The sequence below is a fragment of the Haemophilus sp. THUN1691 genome, from assembly GCF_059704425.1.
The window spans coordinates 1,493,879-1,509,454 of record NZ_AP046578.1 but is presented as its reverse complement, the minus strand read 5'-3'; the positions used below and the strand labels follow the sequence as shown (position 1 = coordinate 1,509,454).

The 15,576-nt window shown below is 38.0% G+C and carries 13 protein-coding genes and 1 pseudogene; 6 read left to right on the top strand and 8 right to left on the bottom strand.

All coding sequences use genetic code 11. The features are described 5' to 3' along the window. Positions 1-99: 99 nt before the first annotated feature. The 5 genes from hypA to htrB form a co-directional block, all read right to left on the bottom strand. Positions 100-441 carry a hydrogenase maturation nickel metallochaperone HypA gene (gene hypA, locus AC6H0J_RS07295; protein WP_005628941.1) on the bottom strand — a complete coding sequence of 114 codons (342 nt, stop codon included), beginning with the start codon at positions 439-441 and terminating at the stop codon, positions 100-102. Positions 442-535: 94 nt separating this feature from the next. Next, complete coding sequence (gltS, locus tag AC6H0J_RS07290; protein WP_005628939.1) at positions 536-1,750, bottom strand: sodium/glutamate symporter; 1,215 nt, start codon at positions 1,748-1,750, stop codon at positions 536-538. Between the two features lie 29 nt (positions 1,751-1,779). Continuing rightward, complete coding sequence (gene parC / locus AC6H0J_RS07285) at positions 1,780-4,035, bottom strand: DNA topoisomerase IV subunit A (RefSeq protein WP_118816831.1); 2,256 nt, start codon at positions 4,033-4,035, stop codon at positions 1,780-1,782. 67 nt (positions 4,036-4,102) lie between these two features. Continuing rightward, a complete protein-coding gene (gene parE / locus AC6H0J_RS07280; RefSeq protein ID WP_005628935.1) occupies positions 4,103-6,001 on the bottom strand; it encodes a DNA topoisomerase IV subunit B in 1,899 nt (632 codons plus the stop codon). 71 nt (positions 6,002-6,072) lie between these two features. Then, positions 6,073-7,008, bottom strand: a complete 936-nt coding sequence (gene htrB / locus AC6H0J_RS07275; protein WP_046938793.1) for a lipid A biosynthesis lauroyl acyltransferase HtrB — start codon at positions 7,006-7,008, stop codon at positions 6,073-6,075. Positions 7,009-7,104: 96 nt separating this feature from the next. Between htrB and hldE the strand changes: the two genes are divergently transcribed. From hldE to rpsO, 4 genes are all read left to right on the top strand, one after another. Beyond that, entirely contained in the window at positions 7,105-8,535 is a 1,431-nt protein-coding gene (hldE, locus tag AC6H0J_RS07270; RefSeq protein ID WP_005628930.1) for a bifunctional D-glycero-beta-D-manno-heptose-7-phosphate kinase/D-glycero-beta-D-manno-heptose 1-phosphate adenylyltransferase HldE, read from the top strand. 109 nt (positions 8,536-8,644) lie between these two features. Continuing rightward, on the top strand, positions 8,645-9,724 hold the full coding sequence (locus AC6H0J_RS07265; RefSeq protein WP_005628927.1) for a DNA cytosine methyltransferase: 1,080 nt from the start codon (positions 8,645-8,647) through the stop codon (positions 9,722-9,724). A gap of 1 nt (position 9,725) precedes the next feature. After that, positions 9,726-10,328, top strand: a complete 603-nt coding sequence (locus AC6H0J_RS07260) for a PDDEXK family nuclease (RefSeq protein ID WP_046953268.1) — start codon at positions 9,726-9,728, stop codon at positions 10,326-10,328. Between the two features lie 191 nt (positions 10,329-10,519). Then, positions 10,520-10,789 carry a 30S ribosomal protein S15 gene (gene rpsO, locus AC6H0J_RS07255; RefSeq protein WP_005628925.1) on the top strand — a complete coding sequence of 90 codons (270 nt, stop codon included), beginning with the start codon at positions 10,520-10,522 and terminating at the stop codon, positions 10,787-10,789. Positions 10,790-10,927: 138 nt separating this feature from the next. Here rpsO and AC6H0J_RS07250 read toward each other — a convergent pair. Both AC6H0J_RS07250 and dacB read right to left on the bottom strand, forming a co-directional pair. After that, positions 10,928-12,257, bottom strand: a pseudogene (locus AC6H0J_RS07250) (ABC transporter ATP-binding protein/permease); the annotation flags it as partial. A 64-nt stretch (positions 12,258-12,321) separates the two neighbouring features. Further along, positions 12,322-13,761 carry a serine-type D-Ala-D-Ala carboxypeptidase gene (gene dacB / locus AC6H0J_RS07245; RefSeq protein WP_497513356.1) on the bottom strand — a complete coding sequence of 480 codons (1,440 nt, stop codon included), beginning with the start codon at positions 13,759-13,761 and terminating at the stop codon, positions 12,322-12,324. 163 nt (positions 13,762-13,924) lie between these two features. Here dacB and greA point away from each other — a divergent pair, with 163 nt between their 5' ends. Beyond that, positions 13,925-14,401 (top strand): transcription elongation factor GreA, encoded by a 477-nt coding sequence (greA, locus tag AC6H0J_RS07240; RefSeq protein WP_005637913.1) that lies wholly within the window; start codon positions 13,925-13,927, stop codon positions 14,399-14,401. A gap of 38 nt (positions 14,402-14,439) precedes the next feature. Here the strand turns inward: greA and yhbY are convergent, their stop codons facing one another. After that, positions 14,440-14,739, bottom strand: coding sequence for a ribosome assembly RNA-binding protein YhbY (gene yhbY / locus AC6H0J_RS07235; protein ID WP_005628915.1), 300 nt, complete (start codon positions 14,737-14,739; stop codon positions 14,440-14,442). A 126-nt stretch (positions 14,740-14,865) separates the two neighbouring features. On the opposite strand from yhbY, the gene rlmE reads away from it, so the two are divergent. Then, positions 14,866-15,495 carry a 23S rRNA (uridine(2552)-2'-O)-methyltransferase RlmE gene (gene rlmE, locus AC6H0J_RS07230; RefSeq protein WP_005633548.1) on the top strand — a complete coding sequence of 210 codons (630 nt, stop codon included), beginning with the start codon at positions 14,866-14,868 and terminating at the stop codon, positions 15,493-15,495. The last annotated feature ends 81 nt before the right edge of the window (positions 15,496-15,576 follow it).

The window sequence follows — 15,576 nt, the reverse complement described above, 5'->3', positions numbered from 1 at the left end:
AATATTTATCATGATTAGGACAGGCTTTATGCCTGTCCTTTTTTGTGTCTAATGAAATATGATATTGGTAAGAATATTTGAAATGTTAAAAAGAGCGGTTTATTCAAAGGCAATTTCTTTAATACGCAATTCATCACCGCTTTGTCGTTGCAAGTGTATGCTGCCACAGTTTGGGCAAGAATCATGGGGAGCTTGTATCTCAACTAATTTTTGGCACTGCCAACACCAGGCTTGCGCTGCAATAGGAATGAGATGAAGTTTACAGCCTTCAGCAGCGGTACCTTGAAAGGTTATATCAAAACAAAATTCCAATGCGTCAGGTTCTACACAAGAGAGCGCGCCAATTTCCAGCCAAAGATCCGTGACTTTTTTTATATCGTGACTTTTACATTGTTGTTCTACTATTTCCAGCATATTTTGACAAAGAGACAATTCGTGCATAGTTTTTCCTTTTGTTTTTCTTCCTTAAAATAAATGCCTTTATCAATTCAAGATAAAGGCATTTCTCTAAAACATTGTCAATTTCAACCGCACTTTACGCGAGCATATTTACTACAGCAAATGAGACTTTTAATAGCGCAGCGTTGATTAAGTCGATAAAGAATGCACCGACCATAGGAACGATTAAAAATGCTTTGTGTGATGGCCCAAAACGGCTGGTAATGGCTTGCATATTTGCAACGGCTGTTGGCGTTGCACCTAAACCGAAACCACAGTGACCAGAGCTTAATACAACCGCATCATAATCTTTACCCATTGCGCGATAAGTAACATAGATAGCAAATATCGCCATAAAGATAACTTGTACTGCAAGGATGATTAATACATCTACCGCTAAGCCTGCAAGTTCCCAAAGTTTTAACGACATTAAGGCGATAGCTAAGAAGATTGATAAACCAACGCTACCTAATACATCAATAGCTGAATCAGCCACTTGGAAACGGAAGATATTGGTTAAAATATTGCGGATAATTACACCAGTAAATAAACACCATACGAATGTTGGTAATTGGAATGCGGTGCCTTTTGTTTGTGCATCTAAATATTGTCCGATAAGCAAACAGATAGACATCATTGCAATAGTTTCAATTAACGAACGTGAAGTAATTTTACGTTTGTAAGTTGGATGTTCAAAAGCCTCTTGAATATCATCTACTTCATCATTTTCAGGATTTTCACCTTGTTTTTGACGATTTAATAAGAAACGTGCAACAGGGCCACCGATGATACCACCAAAGACTAAACCAAAGGTTGCACATGCCATTGCAATTTCAGTTGCACCTTGTAGATTAAATTGGTGAACGAAGGTATCTGCCCATGCAGCACCAGTACCATGACCGCCAGTTAATGTGACTGAACCTGCTAATAAACCGTATGCTGGGTGGATACCTAATGCTAATGAACCTGCGATACCGATGATATTTTGGCAAATAATTAGTAAACCAGCGACGAACAAAAATACGATAAGTGGTTTTCCGCCTTTAATTAAACGGGAAAAGTTTGCGCTTAAACCAATGGAAGTGAAGAACACTAACATCATGGTAGTTTGCAAATTTTTATCGAAGTTAAAGGATGTACCATCTACTTTATTCCAAATTAAAAGACCAATAGCAACAATAAAACCACCAACAACCGGCTCGGGAATGTTGAATGTTTTTAAGATGCTGATTCGTTTAACGAGAAAATAACCCAAGAGCAAGACTAAGCTTGCTAGTGCAAGGGTTTCATACGTGCTAAATGTATGACTCATAAATTGGATCTCCCTATGTTGTGTTTAAATTATGTGTTGTGTTGCGGTTCGATTATCACTATTTCAACATTTGTATGTAATCCACGTGGTAATGTCGAACCTTTTCTGCCTCGTTCAGCTCGGAACTTCTGCAGATCTTCCGGTTTTAATACAATTTTTCGTTTTCCGGAATGAAATTCAAGACTTGCTTGATCTGAAATAAGCAATAATTTCACTAACAATTCGCTGCGCTCTTTTGCATTTGCGGCAGGAATTGTCACAATTTTATTGCCTTTGCCTTTTGATAATGCCGGTAAATCTTTTGCCGAGAAAATCAACATTCTGCCAGCAGATGTCATAGCGACAACAAGTGCGGTGGCACTCGCCAGCGTCTTAGGCTCCATCACTTTGGCATTTTCCGGTAAAGAAATCAAGGCTTTTCCTGCTTTATTGCGTGCAATTAAATCTTCAAATTTACAAATAAAACCATAACCCGCATCAGAAGCCATCAATAATTCTTGTTGTTCACTCGCCATTACGACATATTCAATGGTCGCACCAGCTGGTAAATTTAGTTTACCTGTGAGTGGTTCACCTTGCGAACGCGCGGAAGGTAATGAAAGCGGATCGAGTGCATAACTTCGCCCCGTACTATCAATGAATACAACAGCTTGATTACTCTTGCCACAAGCGTGAGCTCTATAATTATCACCTGCTTTATAGCTTAATGATTTTGGATCAATATCGTGTCCTTTAGCACAACGTACCCAGCCCATTTCTGATAAGATGACAGTGACAGGCTCTGCTGGCGTCATGTCACTTTCAGAGATCATTTTGGCTTCTTCACGTTCGACCAGTTGAGACATCCGTGGGCTGGCATATTTTTTCGCATCTTCTTGAATTTCTTTTTTGATAAGCGTATTCAAACGGCGTTCTGAGCCTAAAATTGCTTCTAAATTTAACCGCTCTTTTTCAAGTTCATCTTGTTCAGCTTTGAGTTGGTTTTCTTCTAATTTCGCTAAATGACGTAAGCGTAAATTTAAAATTGCATCAGCTTGTTCATCGCTTAAATTAAAGCGTGTCATAAGCTCTGCTTTTGGATCATCTTCATGACGTATAATTTCGATAACCTCATCAATATTTAAAAAGGCTATCATCAAACCTTCTAAAATATGCAAGCGAGAGAGTACTTTATCTAAGCGATATTGAAGGCGACGAGTTACGGTTGTGCGACGGAAGGTAAGCCATTCATTTAAGATTTCTAATAAGCCTTTTACCGCAGGTTTATGATCAAGTCCGATCATATTCATATTTACACGGTAGCTTTTTTCAAGATCTGTGGTAGCAAATAAATGTGCCATTAACGCATCGGTATCGACGCGATTTGAGCGAGGAACTAGCACAATGCGAATTGGATTTTCGTGATCGGCTTCATCTCGAATATCTTCTAGCATTGGCAGTTTTTTTGCCGTCATTTGTTCGGCTATTTGTGCAATAACTTTGGATGGCGAAGATTGATGTGGAAGCGCTGAAATAATAATTTCACCGTCTTCTTTTTTCCAAGTTGCACGCATTTTTATTGAGCCACGGCCTTGCTCATAAATTTTACGAATTTCTGATTTTGGCGAAATAATTTCTGCTTCTGTTGGAAAATCTGGGCCTTGAACAATTTCAAGTACATCGTCTAATCCCGCTTTAGGATTATCTAGCAACATTACTGCCGCATCAGCAATTTCATTAATATTGTGTGGTGGAATATCGGTCGCCATCCCCACCGCAATACCTGTTGTGCCGTTCAATAAAATATGAGGTAAACGAGCAGGTAAATATTGCGGTTCAGCCAAGGTTCCATCAAAGTTTGGTTGGTAATCTACTGTTCCTTGCCCGAGTTCACTCAACAAGATTTCAGAGATTTTAGATAGGCGCGATTCCGTATAACGCATGGCTGCGAAGGATTTTGGATCATCTGGTGCCCCCCAGTTACCTTGACCATCTACAAGCGGATAACGATAAGAGAAAGGTTGTGCCATTAACACCATTGCTTCATAACAAGCGCTATCACCATGTGGATGGAATTTACCGAGTACATCACCGACGGTACGGGCAGATTTTTTGTATTTTGCCGTGGCATTCAAGCCAAGTTCAGACATCGCATATACGATACGGCGTTGAACGGGTTTTAAACCATCGCCGATAAAAGGTAACGCACGATCCATGATGACATACATGGAATAGTTGAGATAAGCCCTTTCTGTGAAGGTGCGTAGAGGCATTTGCTCAATGCCTTCATAATTGATATTTGTCATTTTGGTTTCTGTTAATTGAATAGATTCTTAATTTATTAAAATTCGGATTTACTGAGATTAATTTAGTCTAAACAGATAAATCAACCTGATCGCCTTTTGCTTGTAACCAATTTTTACGGTCTTCGGAACGTTTTTTCGCTAATAACATATCCATCAGTTCTAATGTATCCGCGCTTTGGTCTTCCTCTAAATCATAAGTTAATTGAACAAGGCGACGAGTATTAGGATCCATTGTTGTTTCACGTAATTGTGATGGATTCATTTCACCTAAACCTTTAAAACGTTGAACATTCGGTTTGCCTTTTTTATTTTTCAACCGATCTAAAATCGCCTCTTTTTCACTTTCATCTAATGCGTAGAAGACTTCTTTATTTAAGTCAATCCGATAAAGTGGTGGCATAGCCACATAAACGTGACCGTCTTGTACCAATTTTGGAAAATGACGTAAGAACAGGGCACAGAGTAGGGTGGCAATGTGAAGACCATCGGAATCAGCATCCGCTAGAATACATACTTTACCATAGCGAAGTTGTGATAAATCATTGCTGTCAGGATCGATCCCTAGGGCCACAGCGATATCGTGAATTTCTGTTGAACCTAATACTTGATCAGGTGAAACTTCCCATGTATTTAAGATTTTTCCACGTAACGGCAAAATCGCTTGATACTCGCGATCACGCGCTTGTTTTGCTGAGCCGCCCGCAGAGTCGCCCTCTACTAAAAATAATTCTGTTTTTTCTAAATCTTGTGAGCCACAATCAGCTAATTTTCCTGGTAATGCAGGGCCGCTAACGAGTTTTTTTCGTACCACTTTTTTTGCTGCGCGTAATCGGCGTTGTGCAGAACTAATGGCAATTTCTGCTAATTTTTCAGCATCTTGTACATTTTGATTTAGCCATAGACTGAACGCATCTTTTAAAACACCGCTGACAAACACCGCACTTTGGCGTGATGATAAGCGTTCTTTAGTCTGCCCTGCGAATTGCGCATCTTGCATTTTAAGGGAAAGAATGTAAGAACAACGATCCCAAATATCATCAGCGGTAAGTTTTACGCCGCGTGGTAATAGATTTCTAAATTCGCAAAATTCTCGAATGGCATCTAGTAAACCTTGACGTAAGCCATTCACATGTGTTCCACCTTGAATAGTCGGAATTAAGTTTACGTAGCTTTCGCCAATCAGTTCGCCACCTTCTGGCAACCAAAGTAATGCCCAGCTAACCGCTTCATTTGTTCCTTTAAATTCACCAACGAATGGTTTTTCCGGAAGGGTTTCAAAACCGTTAACTGCTTCGATAAGGTAATCGGAAAGACCATCTTCATATAACCAAATATCTTGAGTATTGTTTACTTTATCAATGAATTTGATTTCAAGCCCTGAGCAGAGGACTGCTTTCGCTCTTAATAAATGGCGTAGGCGGCTAACAGAAAATTTTGCGCTGTCAAAATATTTTGGATTCGGTTTGAAGTGAACTGTTGTTCCCGTTGTGCGTCTACCACAAGTCCCAATAACTTCCAATTCTTCTACTTTATTGCCGTTTTCAAAGGCAATTTTATACACTTCACCATTACGTTTGACTTGAATATCCACGCGTTCAGAAAGCGCATTCACCACAGAAATCCCCACACCGTGTAAACCACCGGCAAATTCATAATTTTTATTGGAGAATTTACCACCCGCATGTAGTTTAGTCAGGATTACTTCTACGCCAGAAACGCCTTCCGTAGGATGAATATCCACAGGCATACCGCGACCATTATCTGTGACTTCAATAGATTGATCTGGGTGTAAAATTACTTCAATTTTTGTGGCAAAACCCGCGAGGGCTTCATCCACGCTGTTATCAATAACTTCTTGTGCGAGGTGATTCGGACGAGTGGTGTCTGTATACATACCGGGGCGAATTTGCACCGGCTCGAGATCTTTAAGAACGGTAATTTCTTGAGCTGAATAATTGCTTGTCATGGTTAGAAGTCGTTAATTTTTTAAATTTGAGAAAATTCTATCAAAAAGTGCGGTGATATTCGACCGCACTTTTAATCGTATAAACTAGGCGTATTTTCATCTGGACGCGTTTTAAAACGGCGATGTAGCCACATGTATATTGTTATGTCCTTCATTATTTCCTTTTCAACGATTTGATTCATTCGCGCAGCAATCGTCGTTTCATCTTGTAAATCTGTAAAATCAACAGGCGCTGAAATACTCACGGTATAGCCTGAGCCATCTTTATTGCGTAATGGCGCAAATGGAATTACTTTGCTATTTGGTGAGGATTTCAATAAATAATAACTACCAGTGGTTGTGCAAGCATCGGGCACCGCAAAAAAGGGTACAAAAATGGCATTTTTTCTGCCGTAATCGTGATCAGGTGCATACCAAATCGTTTCTTCATTGCGTAAAGCTTTGATCATTCCGCGTAAATCTTTACGATCAAGCATATCTTTATTAGAACGTAAACGGCCTTGTGTTTGTAGCCAATCAAGCAAAGGATTATCATTTGGACGATAAACACCAATGCCGGGATGATGCAAACCAAGAATGCGTGCGCCAAGTTCTAGCGTTAGGAAATGAACACCGACGAGAACAATTCCATCTTTTTGATTTTCTTTTAGGTAATGTAACCCTTCAACTTTTGACCATTTTTTGATACGTGAATCCGACCAAAACCAAGCTATGCCAGTTTCGATAATTGCCATTCCTACTGAGCGGAGATTTTCTTGCAAAATTGCCTCACGCTCGTTTTCAGGCATATCAGGGAAACAAAGTTCAAGATTACGGCGTGCAATGGCAGCTCGACGTTTACCCACTTTTAAATGTGAAAACAGCCACCCGAGACCATTACCAATATGGCGCAAAATAGGGTAGGGAAGACATAAAATACTTCGCCAAATTGCCACGCCTAACCAAAACAGCCAGTATTTTGGGGCTAAAAAGTGCGGTTGAAATTGAGGGAGTTTTTCGTTTTTCATTGTTCTTTCCACGTAAGTTAGGGGCGTAGTTTATCGTAAATTTGAGTTGTGGTAAAATCACCACAATTTTGGTTATTCAAATAGAGAGATTTTAAAATGGCTCAATATTCAGCAGAATTTAAGCAAGCAAAAGTACTCGTATTAGGCGATGTGATGCTTGATCGTTATTGGTTCGGCGCAACCAATCGTATTTCACCAGAAGCACCAGTACCAGTGGTTCGTGTACAGGAAAATGAAGAGCGCGCGGGTGGTGCAGCAAATGTGGCGATGAATATTGCTTCACTTAATGTACCTGTTCAGTTAATGGGATTGATTGGACAAGATGAAACAGGTTCTGCACTTTCCCTCTTATTAGAAAAACAAAAAATCGATTGTAATTTTGTTGCATTAGAGACCCATCCAACCATTACTAAATTACGTATTTTATCTCGTCACCAACAGTTACTTCGCCTTGATTTTGAAGAAGATTTTAATAATGTAGATTGCAAGGATTTATTAGCGAAGTTAGAAAGTGCGGTGAAAAATTACGGTGCTTTGATTCTTTCTGATTACGGCAAAGGCACGCTTAAAGATGTTCAGAAAATGATTCAAATTGCACGCAAAGCGAATGTGCCTGTGTTAATTGATCCAAAGGGAACTGATTTTGAACGCTATCGTGGTGCGACATTATTGACACCAAATATGTCTGAATTTGAAGCTGTCGTGGGCAAATGCAATACAGAAGAGGAGATTATTGAGAAAGGTTTAAAATTAATTTCTGATATTGAATTAACTGCACTTTTGGTGACGCGTTCTGAAAAAGGGATGACATTATTACGCCCAAATCAAGAACCCTATCATTTGCCAACCGTTGCAAAAGAAGTATTTGATGTGACGGGAGCTGGTGACACTGTCATTAGCGTATTAGCAACTGCATTAGCAGATGGACGTTCTTTCGAAGAATCTTGTTACCTAGCCAATGTGGCCGCTGGGATCGTGGTGGGTAAATTGGGGACTTCAACGGTTTCGACCGTGGAACTTGAAAATGCGATTCATGCTCGTCCTGAAACAGGATTTGGCATTATGAGTGAAGCTGAATTAAAAGATGCTGTCACACAAGCTAAAGCGCGCGGTGAAAAAATTGTGATGACTAATGGCTGTTTCGATATTTTGCATCCAGGGCATGTTTCTTATTTAGAAAATGCACGAAAATTAGGCGATCGTCTAATTGTTGCAGTAAACAGCGACGATTCAGTTAAACGCTTAAAAGGTGATAGTCGCCCAATTAACAACCTTGAAACTCGTATGGCGGTACTGGCTGGTTTGGCATCCGTGGACTGGTTGGTGCCATTCACTGAAGATACACCACAACGTTTAATCGGCGATATTTTACCGGATTTATTGGTAAAAGGCGGCGATTACAAACCAGAAGAGATTGCAGGCAGTAAAGAAGTTTGGGCAAACGGCGGTGATGTTAAAGTGCTAAACTTTGAAAATGGTTGTTCAACAACAAATGTGATTGAAAAAATTAGGACATTAAAAGAGTAGACTGTAGGAAATAGAATTTTCTGTAAATATTGCATCTACGATTTTTTATGTTGTTATATAAATATAATTAGACATATTTTTACTGAATACTACTTTTTTAGAGATGTACATGGCTGAAATTTTAGAACAGCAAAATATAATTGAAGAACCTGAAGCACAATATCATTTGTTTTCAGAAAATAAGCACCTAGTGCAGAATACAGTAAGTTTTACCTTTATTGATCTTTTTGCTGGAATTGGTGGCTTTAGATTAGCAATGCAAAATTTGGGTGGAAAATGTGTTTTTTCTAGTGAATGGGATGAGCAAGCTCAAAAAACGTATGCTGCAAATTTTGGAGATATTCCTTACGGTGATATTACTTTAGAAGAAACAAAGGCTAGAATTCCTAAAGAATTCGATATCCTTTGTGCAGGCTTTCCTTGTCAGGCTTTTTCTATTGCAGGGAAAAGAGGCGGATTTGAAGATACCAGAGGAACGTTATTTTTTGATGTTGCTGAGATTATTCGTCGTCATCAACCGAAAGCCTTTTTTTTAGAAAATGTAAAAGGATTAATTAATCACGATAAAGGACATACGCTTAAAACTATTTTAAACACATTGAGAGAGGATTTAGGTTATTTTGTACCAGATCCTGAAATTGTAAATGCTAAAGATTTCGGTGTGCCACAAAATAGAGAACGAATCTATATTGTGGGATTTCATAAAGATACAGGGGTGAATTCATTTAATTATCCAAAGCCGACCAATCAGCCAGTGCGTTTTATTGATATTCGTGAAGATAAACCAGTTGCAACGAAATATTATTTATCAACCCAATATATTAATACATTACGGAATCATAAAGCTCGTCATGAAAGTAAAGGTAACGGCTTTGGATATGAAATTATTTCTGATAATGGAATAGCGAATGCAATTGTTGTTGGCGGCATGGGAAGAGAGCGTAATTTGATTATTGATCATCGAATTACTGATTTTACCCCAACAACTCGGATTAAAGGCGAAGTTAATCGAGAGGGGATTCGTAAGATGACTCCAAGAGAATGGGCCAGATTACAAGGTTTTCCTGATAGTTATGTAATTCCTGTTGCAGATGCCTCGGCATATAAACAATTTGGCAATTCTGTTGCTGTGCCAGCTATTCAAGCAACAGCAAAACAAATATTAAATGAATTAAACATAGGTAAATAATATGACTACTAAAGGACGAAAGGTTGTCACTATTATCAAACAAATAATAGAAGGATGTCCTATTAACAAAGAGTGGACTGCAAGTGAATTTATTTCTACTTATTGGGGTATTTATAAATCTGATTATAAAGAAGATAATTCGGTAAATGGGGGAGTATTTGAGCAATTACTTGTCCTTTCATTACTTAGGGAAGGAATCGGTCCCGTTTATGTTCAAGCAAAACTTGCTTTTGTACCAAATGTAATTCTTGATATTGTCCTCTATAATCGTAGAACGCCCATCACTATTAGTGCTAAAACGTCATTAAGGGAACGTTGGAAACAAGCTGATCTTGAGGCTGTTGCAACAAAATATGTTCATAGAGATGCAAAGTGTTATCTTTTAACGCTTTCCGAAAGTGAAGTCAAAACTAGACGAGCAGATAGAAATAGTTATATGGGAATTGATAAATTTATTCTTGCTCACACTACAGAGTATGATCAATTTATCAATGAGTTAAAACAAATTAAAATTTCAGAGAGTGAAACTATTAAAATTATTGAAACAGATCATCATGTTTATAATAAAGAAATAGCCAATGAAATGTATAGAATTTCACTATAGTGGTAATAATTTCTAGTTATATGCTTTCAAATTTTATAATTGATTCAAGACAAACAAATCAGAATGATGGGTTTTATCAGAATAAACCTTGCATTTAAGCCTATTCATCGCTAGAATGCAGGCTCCTTGTCATCGCTGAGTTAGAGATCGGCGAATGATGTATTAACAACACTACCTTTTAGGAGTAAAAAATGTCTCTAAGTACTGAAAAAAAAGCAGCAATCGTTGCTGAATTTGGTCGTGATGCGAAAGATACTGGTTCTTCTGAAGTTCAAATCGCATTATTAACTGCACAAATCAACCACTTACAAGCTCACTTTGCTGAGCACAAAAAAGACCACCATGGTCGTCGTGGTTTATTACGTATGGTTTCTCGTCGTCGTAAACTTTTAGACTACTTAAAACGTACTGATCTTGCTTTATATCAAAGCACTATCGCTCGTTTAGGTTTACGTCGCTAATTTTTATTACGATAGTAAAAAATCAAGCCCTCGAATATCGAGGGCTTTTTTTATAGTTTTATTTTAATTTTATAGGCGCTCTTCAGACTATCATCAAAATAAATAAAATATTTGGCTGATATATTAACTTGCCATCTTCTAATGTTCACATAATAAACATACATCTAATTTTAGTTGTTTGTTATGAAATTGCTGTAATGTACTACGGTGACTTACGCTGAGAATGATCATTTCGGGCAGATGCTCTTTAATTGTTTGGTAGAGTAAATTCTCGGTTGTTTCATCCAATGCTGAAGTCGTTTCATCGAGAAATACGACATCTGGTTTTGTGAGTAAAATACGAATAAACGCCACTCTTTGAAGTTCACTGGGCGATAAAATCGCTTACCAGTCATTTTTTACATTAAGTGCGTGTATGTATTTTCCAAGCGTACAATCCTTCATTGTTTGTTCCAATTCTGCGTGACTTGGATTGATATTTGGATAACAAATTGCTTCTCGTAAAGTACCCTGTGGCATATAAGGTCGTTGTGGCAGGAATAAACTTCCCATACATGGATGCTCTGCAATATCGACGATTTCAAAGGGATAGATTCCTACAATTGCTTTTAGCAGCGATGTTTTTCCTGTTCCAGATGCACCTTGAATCAATAGGGCATCTCCATTTTCTAAATTAATATTTAAATTATTGAGTAGAACATTACCTTGTTCATCTTTAATACCAAAGTTTTTTAAGGTGACACGATGAGAACAATGAAAAGGATGATGAACGTTTTGTTTATCTAATTCATCCATTTTTGTTATAAAACCATAAAGACGCTTTAACCGAGCTTGATAGAGTGTGAATTGCTCATAGAACAAGCGGAAGAATGAAAGTGCGGTCATTAATCGGTTAAATGCTTGGACTGTTTGATGCATATCTCCTAGTTTTATCTGACCAGAAAAAAACGTGGTGCTTGTAACATTAAAGGCAATAATTTAGCCACGCGAGTTACCCCAGAGTTGCAACTATTTAAGCCCAACATTTTTAATACAATGGACCAACGGTTATGGATAATTTGATGGAATTGATGTTGTAAGAAAGTTTGTTCTTTTGGCTCGCCATTATAAAAAGCAATGCTTTCTGCATTGTCTCGTACACGGATTAAGGAATAACGATAATCGCCATTGAGTTTTTCTTTTGTAAAATTTAACTTGATTAGTGGGCGGCCAATTCACACGGACATGAGTGTTGCAAAAATAATAAAGGCATAAATGAAGAAAACGACGCCTTTTTCAATATTAAATCCAAATAAAGTTAACACACCAGAAACTGACCATAAAATAATCGTAAATTCAATGGTCGTGAGCACCGATTTAATCATGCCTCGTACAATTCCGTACTGGTAATAAATTCTCTCGCATCTTGTTCAATACGTTGATCGATATTATCTGGTAAATCTCGTTCGTATTTTAGGCGATAGCATTTTTAAAAGGCTATAAAAAAACACCGCCTTTTGATGGTAAAGTGCGGTGTTTTTTAGAAGGTTTTATCAATATTTATAGATTTCGTTATATAAGCCACTCTCAAATTGTACTAATGCAGCTCGTTTGGTTTTGCTTTCCAAATCACCAGTTGAGTAGCCATTAATAAATTGAACAAAGGCCACTTTTTCCCCTCGAGCATTTGTCATAAAGCCAGCGAGGTTATAAACCCCTTTCAAAGAGCCAGTTTTAGCAATCACATTTTTGACTAATGGTGGGCTAATTAATCCACCTCGCCCACTGATCGTGCCATCTACACCTGCGATCGGAAAAGTTTCCATTAAATGCAATTTATCTTCGTTTTTGGCGATGTATTCTAAAACGGACAGCATCGTTTTAGGTGCCACAAGATTATGGCGAGACAGGCCCGAACCATCGGCTAAAATACTGTTGCCAAAACGAATTCCTTGTTTTTGCAATATAGATTTAATCGCTAATGTGCCTAATTGAAAGGACGCTGGGCGTTTATAGTAATTGAATGCCACCGCTCGGAATAATGAATCGGCAATTTGGTTATCCGATTTTTTCATCATTTTTTTCAATAAATCTGGTAATGGTTTTGATAAATGTTTAGCTAATAGCTGACCTTGTTGTGGTTTTGGGGGCAGCATGACTTTGCCATTAAACTCAATACCTAATTGTCTTAATTGACGTTGAATAATCGCGGCAGAATAAGCATCCGTATCTTGCACGGCAAAGCTTAAACCAAAAGGTTTAGATTGACGGGCTAAACATCCTTTTACTTGATAGCGATTATTATCGTGTACAACAACATCGAGCTGACAATAAGGCGCTTCATTGCTATCCGCTACATAAACTTGTCCGAACACTTGAATTGGAAATTGTGCAGGTACATTGATTTTTACTGTTTCACCTGGATTTTGATTCGCATCTAGTTCCGCATAGAAACAGTTGTTATCAATATTTGCAGCGGATGGCGGAGAGTTGAAACACATGGTCAGATCGTTCCAAATCCAACCTAATCCTCGGTCGTGACTAGAAAAAACAGAGGTATCTAATACTAAATCGCCATTAATTTTTTTGATGCCTTGTTTTTTTAATTCTGCAAGTAAGCTATAAAGCTGACCACTTGTGAGATCAGGATCACCTGTGAAACGTACGATTAAGTGACCATCTAAATTCCCATTTTGAATTTTTCCATTACTCAAAAGAGCCGTCTCAAATTGGAATTGATCGCCTAATGCAAGTTTAGCGGCAACGGCAGTAAAAACTTTTTGTGTACTCGCAGGAAGCATAAAGGTTGAGCCATTATAATCCGCGATAATTTGGTTTTGATTTATATTTTTTGCGATAAAACCTACGCTAGAGCCTTCAGGCAATTGTTGTGTCAAGTCTGAAACATTAATGTTTGCGAAGGTTGGAAGGCTAAAGCTTACGGAAAGTAAAAAGGATCCAAGTACGGTGGATATTGAAGATAATTTTTTCATATTAGGTTTGTTATGGTTGCTATTTTTTTTTAGACGAACAATAATAAGCCCCGAATGAAATTGAGTAAATCATTTTCTCATTTCAAGTTTATTTTTAATAATACTGCGGCAAGATTTTAGGATTTTGCCGTGGTTTTTGTTTTATTTAGTAAAAGGAAAAACAATGCAACAAATTCCAATGACTGTGCGTGGCGCAGAACAATTACGTGAAGAATTGGATTTCTTAAAAAATGTACGTCGTCCAGAAATTATTAAAGCGATAGCAGAAGCCCGCGAGCACGGTGATTTAAAAGAAAATGCAGAATATCATGCGGCTCGTGAGCAACAAGGTTTTTGTGAGGGGCGTATTCAAGAGATTGAAGGTAAACTTGGTAATGCTCAAATTATTGATGTAACAAAAATGCCAAATAACGGTAAAGTTATTTTTGGTGCAACGGTTGTGCTTGTAAATACTGATACAGACGAAGAAGTCACTTATCGCATTGTAGGCGATGATGAAGCGGACATTAAATCTGGTTTGATTTCGGTTAATTCTCCCATTGCGCGAGGTTTAATTGGTAAAGAATTAGATGATACCGTTAATATTACAACGCCTGGCGGTGTCGTTGAGTTTGATATTATTGAAGTGAATTATATTTAAATAAAAAAGTGCGGCTAAAAATGACCGCACTTTTGTTGTTATTTGCGTGGAAGCTGAATTTTTGCTTCTTCGCTTGGGCGATAAAGCACCAAAATATGCCCGATAGTTTGTACTTGTGCTGCTTTAGTTTCACGCACAATCGCATCGATAATAAGTTGTTTTGTTTCGCGATCTGCACCAGCAACTTTTACTTTAATGAGTTCGTGATGATTAAGTGCATTTTCAATTTCAGCAAGTACGCCTTCGGTTAAGCCATTTCCACCAAGCATAACTACTGGGTTAAGATGGTGTGCAAGACCTTTTAAAAATTGTTTTTGTTTGGTTGATAAGGTTGTCATAAGGATTCCTAATTAAAAAGAGCGGTTGATTTTCTCAATGTTTTTCACTGATTTCAATCAGTCTCGGCTTGAATTCGGCAGATTGTAACCAAATATAAGCAAAACTACTACCAAAAATAGAAAATTATGGGAAAGAAAAAACGTTCAGCGAGTTCTTCTCGCTGGCTAAATGAACATTTTAGTGATCAATTTGTGCAAAAAGCGCATAAGCAAAAGTTGCGTTCACGCGCTTATTTTAAGATTGATGAAATTCAGCAAACGGATAAATTATTTAAACAAGGAATGACTGTGGTCGATCTCGGCGCAGCACCGGGCGGTTGGTCGCAATATGTGGTGGGGCAAATTGGTGGCAAAGGTCGAGTGATTGCCTGTGATATTTTAGAAATGGATCCCATTGTAGGCGTTGATTTTCTACAAGGCGATTTCCGTGATGAAAATGTTTTGAATGCTTTGTTAGATCGCGTGGGCGAAGCTAAAGTTGATGTGGTAATGTCTGATATGGCTCCAAATTTTAGTGGAATGCCATCAGTGGATATTCCACGTGCAATGTATTTGGTCGAGCTTGCTTTAGACATGTGTAAACAGGTCTTGGCAACCAAAGGAAGCTTTGTTGTTAAAGTTTTCCAAGGTGAAGGCTTTGATGAATATTTAAGAGAAATTCGTTCTTTATTTAATGTAGTGAAAGTGCGTAAGCCTGAAGCATCACGCGGACGCTCTCGTGAAGTATATATTGTGGCGACAGGCTATAAAGGCTAATTGCTTTGATAGCTTTTCATCGCTAATGATGTGTAGTATCTTGTAAAAAATTTTTTAACTTAGGAAAGGTAGGTTGGACTT